Annotated in this window: 7 protein-coding genes; 5 read left to right on the forward strand and 2 right to left on the reverse strand. The window is 72.4% G+C overall.

Annotated elements, in window-relative coordinates; translation table 11 throughout:
* Nucleotides 1-4 precede the first annotated feature (4 nt).
* Nucleotides 5-1,465, forward strand: a complete 1,461-nt coding sequence (locus tag AC069R_RS04730; protein WP_478764513.1) for an FAD-dependent monooxygenase — start codon at nt 5-7, stop codon at nt 1,463-1,465.
* Between the two features lie 29 nt (nt 1,466-1,494).
* Here the strand turns inward: AC069R_RS04730 and AC069R_RS04735 are convergent, their stop codons facing one another.
* Complete coding sequence (locus AC069R_RS04735; protein ID WP_478764514.1) at nt 1,495-2,187, reverse strand: TetR/AcrR family transcriptional regulator; 693 nt, start codon at nt 2,185-2,187, stop codon at nt 1,495-1,497.
* A gap of 81 nt (nt 2,188-2,268) precedes the next feature.
* On the opposite strand from AC069R_RS04735, the gene AC069R_RS04740 reads away from it, so the two are divergent.
* Nucleotides 2,269-3,387 (forward strand): FAD-dependent oxidoreductase, encoded by a 1,119-nt coding sequence (locus AC069R_RS04740; RefSeq protein WP_478764515.1) that lies wholly within the window; start codon nt 2,269-2,271, stop codon nt 3,385-3,387.
* Between the two features lie 60 nt (nt 3,388-3,447).
* Nucleotides 3,448-3,747 (forward strand): hypothetical protein, encoded by a 300-nt coding sequence (locus tag AC069R_RS04745; protein WP_478764517.1) that lies wholly within the window; start codon nt 3,448-3,450, stop codon nt 3,745-3,747.
* A gap of 180 nt (nt 3,748-3,927) precedes the next feature.
* On the opposite strand, the gene coaD is transcribed toward AC069R_RS04745, so the two are convergent.
* Nucleotides 3,928-4,425 carry a pantetheine-phosphate adenylyltransferase gene (gene coaD, locus AC069R_RS04750; protein ID WP_478764518.1) on the reverse strand — a complete coding sequence of 166 codons (498 nt, stop codon included), beginning with the start codon at nt 4,423-4,425 and terminating at the stop codon, nt 3,928-3,930.
* Nucleotides 4,426-5,599: 1,174 nt separating this feature from the next.
* Between coaD and AC069R_RS04755 the strand changes: the two genes are divergently transcribed.
* Together AC069R_RS04755 and AC069R_RS04760 are read left to right on the forward strand one after the other, a co-directional pair.
* On the forward strand, nt 5,600-6,808 hold the full coding sequence (locus tag AC069R_RS04755) for a cytochrome P450 (protein WP_478764519.1): 1,209 nt from the start codon (nt 5,600-5,602) through the stop codon (nt 6,806-6,808).
* Between the two features lie 99 nt (nt 6,809-6,907).
* On the forward strand, nt 6,908-8,260 hold the full coding sequence (locus AC069R_RS04760) for a serine hydrolase domain-containing protein (RefSeq protein ID WP_478764521.1): 1,353 nt from the start codon (nt 6,908-6,910) through the stop codon (nt 8,258-8,260).
* The last annotated feature ends 127 nt before the right edge of the window (nt 8,261-8,387 follow it).

Raw genomic sequence — 8,387 nt, forward strand, 5'->3', positions numbered from 1 at the left:
ACCCATGGACACCGAAGTCCTCGTCGTCGGCGCCGGCCCGACCGGAATGACACTGGCCAACGAACTGCTGCTGGCGGGCGTGCCGACCGTGCTGGTCGACAAGCTGCCGCGGCGCAGCGACCTGTCCAAGGCGGGCGGCGTGCAGTCCCGCACGCTGGAGGCCCTCGACCAGCGGGGGCTGCTGGAGCCGTTGCTGGCCACCGGTGAACACCCCGTCGCCACCGGCCACTTCGCCGGCATCCCCCTCCCGCACGACGCCAACCGGCACCGCCTGCCCTGGCGTTCGGTGCCGCAGGTGGTGATCGAGGGATTCTTCGAACAGCATCTCGCCGCACACGGCCTGCACGCCCACAGGGGCCGCGAACTGGTCGGCCTCGCCCAGGACGACGACGGGGTCACCGCCGCCTTCGCCGACGGCGCGACCCTCCGCAGCCGCTACCTCGTCGCCGCCGACGGCGCCCACAGCGCCGCACGGTCCCTGCTGGGCGCCGAATTCCCCGGTATGGCGGGTACGTTGACGATCGCCGCCGCCGATGTGCGGCTGGACGGCGCCGACCGGGAGGCGTCGCACACCTGGCACGAGGACGGGCACTGGGCGGCGCTGTTCCCGCTCGGCACCGATCCGCAGGGCAGGCCCCTGCGCCGGCTGGTCCTCGGCGGCCCCGACCGGTCGCTGCCGCGGGAGACCCCGGTCACCGAAGAGGAGATCCGCGACGGCCTGAGCACCGTGTTCGGAACGCGGGTGCGCCTCCTCGAAGTGCGCTACGCCCGCCGGATCACCAACGCCTCACGGCAGGTCGAGCGGTACCGGCACGGACGGGTGTTCCTGGCGGGGGACGCCGCCCACGTGCACCTTCCGCTCGGCGCGCAGGGCATGAACACCGGGATGCAGGACGCCCTCAATCTCGGCTGGAAGCTCGGCGCCGCCGTGCACGGTTGGGCACCGGAGCACCTGCTCGACACCTACCACGGGGAACGGCATCCGGCCGGGGCCGCCGTCCTGCGCAACGTCCGGGCGCAGAGCCTGCTGATGGACTGGGCCGGCACCCGCGATCCGCAGGTGCTGGCCGCCCGTGAGATCTTCACGGACCTGGCTCAACTCCCGGACGCGCAGCGGTATCTCGGCGGTCTGATGTCCGGGATGGCCCTGCGCTACCCGATGCCGGGCACCGAGACCCATCCGCTCGTCGGCCGCCCCGCACCGGACCTGGACCTCGGCCCGGCCCGCGTGCACGAACTGCTGCGGTCCGGGCGCGGCGTCCTGCTGGACCCGGCCGACGTGCTCGGCGCGATCGGCGCGCCCTGGTCGGACCGGGTGGACCGGGTGGACGGGGCGGGCCGGGGCGCCCACACCGAGCCGATGCTCATCCGGCCGGACGGCTATGTGTGCTGGGCCGGCACGACCGGCCTGGAAGCGGCGCTCACCCACTGGTTCGGCGAGCCGCGCCCAGCGGAAGCACATTGAGGTCAGCCGGCTGCGGTGGGAGTCGGGTGTCACGCCGGGGGCCGGGTGAGTCTGGCGGCCACGGCGTCGAGGACCCACTCAAGGCCGGTCGCGAAGGTTGTCTCGGCGTCCACGTCCGTCCCGTCGTGCACGGCACTGGCCAGCGCCGGGAAGCGGCCCGTGGCCAGCATCCTCGTGACATGCGCGCCGGAAGCGCGCTGCCGGTCGCGCTCGGACAGGCCCGTGGCGCGCTCCGCCCGCCGGCTCGCGATCTCCCGTCTGATCGCGCCGGTGGAGTAGGCGCCGACCGTCTCCACGGCACGCAGGACGGTGTCGATGTCGGCGAGTCCGTGGAGGGCGGCCAGCTTGGCCTCGGTCACGGCGAGGCCGTTCGGGCCCAGGGCCGGCCGGCCACCCAGCAGGTCGGCCAGCCATTCGTGCCGGAGGGCGGCCCGCCTGGTGCGGTGGGCGAGGACGCGCAGCGCCTCCCGCCAGTCGCCGGGCCGCTCCTCGGGGAGGATCTCGGCGTGCACCTCGTCCGTCATGAGGTCGAACAGCTCCTGTTTGGCGGAGATGTATCCGTACAGCCGCATCGGCCCGGCGTTCAGCCGGGCGGCGACCTTGCGCAACGACACCGCTTCCAGCCCGCCCTCGTCGGCCAGCGCGATGGCGGCGGCGACGATCCGCTCCCGGTCGAGCGGCACGGGGCGAGCCGGTGGCTCCGGCCGGTCCCAGACAGTCATGGTGCACACCGTTCTGCCGGCGCGATGCCGCGAGACTGCGGCATTGCGCTACGTCGTACAACGGAAATACAGTGTATCGATATGAGACAACGTATCGCCGTGGTCGGTGGCGGGCCCGGCGGCCTCACCTTCGCCCGTGTCCTGCACCGCCATGGCCACCCCGTCACCGTCCTCGAACGCGATCCCGCCCCCGATGCCCGCCCGCCGGGTGGCGCGCTGGACCTGCGCGAAGGGATGGGTCAACTCGCGCTGGAGAAGGCGGGGCTGCTGGCGGAGTTCGAGGCGCTGTCCCGCCCGGAGGGGCAGGCCATGCGCATCCTGGACCCGGACGGAACGGTTCTGCGCGACTGGCGGCCCCGGCCGGATGAGCGGGCCAACCCCGAGATCGACCGCGGTCACCTCCGTGATCTGCTGCTCGGCCCGCTCGACGTCCAGTGGGGGAGGGGTGTGACCGAGGTGGTGCCGGGCGGCGGGGACGGCGTACTCGTCCGGTTCGCGGACGGGCGGCAGGAGACGTTCGACCTCGTGATCGGCGCGGACGGCGCCTGGTCCCGAGTCCGCCCGGCGGTCTCGCCGGTGACGCCGCATTACACCGGAGTCACCTCGGTCGAGACCTCCCTCGACGACATCGACGCCCGCCACCCCGGCCTGGCCCGGCTGATCGGCGACGGTTCCATGGCCGTGTACGGCGCGAACCGCTCCCTCGTCGCCCAGCGCAACAGCGGCGGCCACGTCAAGGTGTACGCCAAGTTCCGGGCGCCGCTGGACTGGCACGCGAAGCTGGACCTGGCCGATGCCGATGCCGTGCGATCGAGCCTGCTGGCCCTGTTCGACGGCTGGGCCGCACCTGCCCTCGACCTCCTGCGCCAGGGCACCGCTTTCGTCCACCGCCCCTTCTACACCCTGCCCGTGTCCCACACCTGGACCCACGTCCCCGGCGTGACGCTCCTGGGCGACGCCGCCCACCTGATGCCGCCTCTGGGGGCGGGCGCGAACCTCGCGATGCTGGAAGGCGCCGAACTCGCGGAGACCCTTGCCACCGGCTCCGGTGATCCGGACGACGCCGTCCGCGCCTTCGAGGAAGGGATGTGGGCACGGGCCGGCAGGTGGGCGAAGATCACGACGGCCGGCCTGGAACGCCTCGTGAGCGCGGACCCCGCCGCGGCCATCGCCGAGTTCGACCAGGTCCAGCCCGCCTGACCGTACGACACCGCCGGCGGCCCCGGCTGTATGGAAGAGTGCGTACCGACCGACATGGGGGTGACCGTGCCGTTCGACGACGATCCACGGGCCGTCGGGGAAGCCGCCCGCCGCATCGTGGATCTCCTGCTCACCGAGGACGACGTCTATCTCGACAGCCTCCCCGACGAGGTCGAGAACTCCATCGCCGTTCCGTTGACCGAGGTGGCGAGGATGCTGGACGAGCCCACCGGCGACAAGGAATTCCGCGCCGGCGTCCGGCTCCTGCTGGCGTCGGGCGCGGCCGTGGCGTCCCGTATGCCGGGCGAGTTGCGTGCCCTCTTCGAGGAACTGCGTTTCGCCATGCGCGGCGTGCGGTGACGACGGCGATCCGTGCGTTCACGGAGGACGACGCGGAGTTCTTTCATCTCCTGGCCACGGCCACCAGCACTTTGATCGGCGTCATCCTGGTGGCATACGCCAAGTACGTACAGGCCCACGGGCATGCCGACGCGAACCTCATCCGGGCAAGGGGCGAGATGCTGCGCGCGGAAGCCGAGGTCACGCGAGCCCGCGCGGGGCTCCGTACGGCGCCTCCGAAGTGAGGCGCTGTCCGCGGCCGTCGTCCAGCGTCCGGCCGGACTCACGGTTCTGTCGGCCCGTCGCGGTGACGAGGGTGGAGGAGATGTGGGCCAGCGCGGGGTCGGCGGCGATGAAGAACGTCTCGACGCCCGCCAGTTCGCGGTTCATCCGGGCCATCGGCATCTCGTAGTCCAGGTCGGAGGTGCTGCGGACCCCGCGGACGACGACGTCGATACCGGCCCGGCGGCAGTAGTCGACCAACAGGCCGCCGGTGTGGGAGTCGACCGTGACGTTGCTCATGCCGGCTGCCGCCGCGCGGAGCCGGCCCAGCCGTTCGGAGACGGGCAGGCGACCGGTCTTGTTCGCGTTGAACATCACGCACACGACGACCTCGTCGAACAGGACGGCGGCGCGCCGGAGTACGTCCTGGTGCCCTTGCGTGACCGGGTCGAAGGATCCTGGGAAGAGGGCTCGCATGAGCGGGAAGAGTATCAAGGGGGGCGGCGAGAAGCCTCGGGCCGGCTCGTCCAAGCTCTGCGGGAACACGGGAAGTTGAAGACCGCCGCGTGCGGAGATGCCGGCCTCCGTGGGGTACCGGCGTGCTCGTCCGGCCGCGCCGGGGGAGCACGGGTGGTGTGCGGGGTTTGCCAAATGCGCCCCCGATGCGCCAGGTTGGCCGAAACCCCGCGCTCGGGCTGGAACCTTTGCCTCCGCTGTCCGACGGCTACGAGTGGTACGGCTGGGGCGTGAGGGGCGCTGTGGTGTGTCGGGCATGTGCTGGAGGTGTGCCAGCCATGTGCCCGAGGCGTGTCGGACATGTGTGCGGGCGCTCCTCGGGGCGGTGTGCGAGGGGCGTCCGTCGGGGTGTAATCGCCCCAGGTCACAGCCGAGTTCGAGCATCGGCCGGCATGCGGCTCGCGGCGCCGGGTGAAGGGGGTGCGGCGGGATGTGGTGCTCCGGACCGGGCTCCGACGGAGATTTTTTCGCCGAGCCGGTTTGCGGGTGGGGCGCCGGGGCACACGCGGGGGCGACGATCCGGCCGCGCTTCCGTGTGCGTGCAGGGGCTCGTCGAGATGGCTCCATGGTGACGCAAAAAGACCGTCAGAATACTCTCCGTTCAACTTCAGGGGGTTGCTTACGTGTGACTCACCGTGAAGACTGTGGCCGAGATCCATCGAAACGAAGGTGTGACGGGGTACGCATCATGCCAATCGTGGGGCGGCATGCCCCGCGGTTGCGTATTCTCACACCGCGTTCCGAACAGCCGGGGCCCTCGGTCCCGTTGTCCGTATACGAGCCGGGAGGGTCCCGCGCCATCGCCGCGCGGGAGGTTTCATCAAGGGGGATGGGCTATGTCGGGTAGGTGCGCCGTACGGCCGGACTCGCCGCGAGGCCGTGGGCGGCCGCGCAGCCGCCGCGTCCTGCACCGCATGTGTTGACGCTCACCGGTCCATCCCGGCAGCGGACCGACGGCGTCTGACCGTCCCGCCGCTCCACAGCACGTCCTCAGCACGCCACGCGGGCCACGCGCTGCCCCGTCCGAACGGTCGCGCAGCGCTGCCCGGACCTTCCGCGGGCCGGCCCGTGCCGGTTCCCGCCACCCCCGTGTGTGTGACTCCTCTGTGCCCGCACGCGCTAGCAAGGAGACAAGGTGATCAGCAGCCAACCGACGGACGGCCGGCTCCTCCTGGAGGAGTTACCCGACCGCTGGCAGGGTTTGCACGAGGCCGGTCCGGTACGGCACGACGAGGCGCAGGGCGTCTGGCAGGTCCTCGACCACGAGAACGTCGCCGCCGTGCTCGCCGACCCGGCGACGTACTCCTCGGACCTCTCCGCTCTCAGTCCCACCCAGCCCGACTTCGAGACCTTCACCCAGGGCAACTTCGTCGGCATGGACCCGCCGGAGCACCGCAAGCTCCGCACCCTGGTCAGCCAGGCGTTCACCCCGCGGGTCGTACAGGGGCTCGAACCCCGCATCGAGGCCATCTGCGGCCGGCTGCTGGACGCGGTCGCCGACCGGGACCGGTTCGACCTGGTCGACGCGCTGGCCTACCCGCTGCCGATCATCGTGATCGCCGAACTGCTCGGCATCCCCGCCGAGGAGCACCGGCTGTTCCAGGAGTGGGCGAGCGTCCTGTTCGGCGGCGACCAGCTCGGCGAGGCGCCGGACATGGCCGATCTGGAACGGGCGCTGGAAGCCATCGCACCCACCGTGCGCGAGATGAACAGCTACATGCTGGACTACATACGCGCCCGCCGCGCCGCCCCCGGCGACGATCTGACCAGCAGACTCATCGCCGCCGAGGTGGACGGCGCCCGCCTGCGCGACCAGGAGATGGTCGGCTTCGTGGCGCTGCTGCTGGTCGCCGGGCACATCACCACGACCGCGCTGCTCGGCAACGCCGTCGTCACCTTCGACCGGCACCCCGAGGCCGACGCGGCGCTGCGCGCCGACCCGGCGCGCATTCCCACCGCCGTCGAGGAGGTGCTGCGCTGGCTGCCCCCCTTCCCCGAACTGGGCCGCCGGGTGACCAGGCCCGTCGTCCTCGGCGGTCACGAGATCCCGGCCGACAGCCTCCTGATGGCACATCTGGGCGCCGCCAACCGGGACCCCGCCCGCTTCGAGGTGCCCGACGTCTTCGACGTGACCCGCTCGCCCAACCCCCATCTGACCTTCGGGCACGGCATCCACTTCTGTTTCGGCGCGCCACTGGCCCGGCTGGAGGCGCGGATCGCCCTGCGTATGCTGCATGAACGATTCCGCACCCTGGTGATCCCGTCCTACGAGGACATCACCCACCAGAACCCCGCCGTGATCGTCGGCGTACGGCAGCTGCCCGTCGAGGTCGGCAGAGCGTAGGCCCGGCGCACGAAGCCGCCCCGGCCGGCCCGCACCGCTCGCGTCCGGCCGGACCCGAACACCCGCACATGAGACCCATCCAACGGGAGTCCCCTTCTCATGCCGTACACCATCCCCGCCGCTCCGCCCGCGTCCCGGACACCCTTGCTGTTACACCGGGAACTGCTCGACCGGCTCGACGCGCTCGCCCGCACCCACCGGGTGCCCGGCGCCCAACTGGTCCTCGACACCGGCACGGACGTCATCGCCGTGCACACCGGCACGGCCGACGTCTCCACCGGCGCCCCCGTCACACCGGAGACGGCGGTCCCGCTGGGCTCGCTCACCAAGCCCTTCACCGCGGCCCTCGTGATGCTCCTGGCCGACGACGGTGACGTGGACCTGGACGAGCCCGCCGCCGGACACCTCCCCGAGCTGACCTCCGTCCCGGAGGTGACTGTTCGTCAACTCCTCAGTCACACCGGTGGATTGCCCACCGGGCCGGACTCCGACACCGCCGCGGCGACGACCGCCGCCCGCTACCTCGCCTCGGTGTGCACCGCCCAGGACCTGATCTTCCCGCCGGGCACCGACTTCTCCTACTCCAACGCCGGTTACGTCGCCGCCGGACGGCTGGTGGAGACCGTCACGGGCATGCCGTGGGCCGAGGCGGTCCGGGCGCTGCTGCTCGAACCGCTCAGCGTTGTACCGGCGTTCATCGGCGACGCCGCGCCCGGCCGTCCGGTGGCGGCGGGGCACGCGGTCAACACCGCCACCGGACAGGCGCTGGCAACCCGGCAGAACCTGGCGCCGCTGGAGGCGCCGGCCGGCGCGCTGCTCGCGAGCGCCGGGGACCTGGCCGCGTTCGGCAACGCGCTGACCGGCCGCTCCGACCTGCTGCCGCCCGCCGTCGCCAAGGACATGCGCCGCCCCGAGCCCGCCGCCCGGCCCGGCACCCTGGCCGACGGCTGGAGCCCCGGACTCGCCGTCTACCAGCAGGACGAGCGCACCTGGTACGGCCACGACGGCAACGCCCAGGGCACGTCCTGCCATCTGCGCACCGACCCGGAGAGCGGAGTCGTGGTCGCCTTCACGGGCAACGCCGGCGGCGCGACCGCGCTGTGGCGCGACCTCACCGGGGAACTCGCCCGGCTGACCGGCATCCGGGTGCCCGCCGGAGGACGCCCGGTGGCCGGGGGGCGCCGCGCCGCCCTGCCCGACTGCGCGGGCACGTACCGCAACGGTGGTACGACCTACCGTGTCACGGTCGGCCCGGACGGCGAGCCGGCCCTGTCCGTGGACGGCGACCTGGCGCTCCCGCTGGTCTGCTACGCCGACCTGTCGTGCGACCTGCGCGATCCGGCCACCGGGAGCCTGGAGCCCGGCGGCCGCTTCCACCGCGATCCGGTCACCGGGAGGATCGACCGAATACAGATATCCGGCCGCACGGCACGCCGCACCGACGACGGCTGAGCACGCCGGGACCACCGGCACCGGCGCGGCTTCTCGCGCGCCGGGCCCTGGCCCAGGGCCCGGTCATGAACCGGGCACGGTCCGGACCCGGTTCCGGGTGCCGGTGTCCGGTTCGGGCTCCGGCTCT

It is taken from the genome of Streptomyces sp. NPDC043952, from assembly GCF_056435325.1.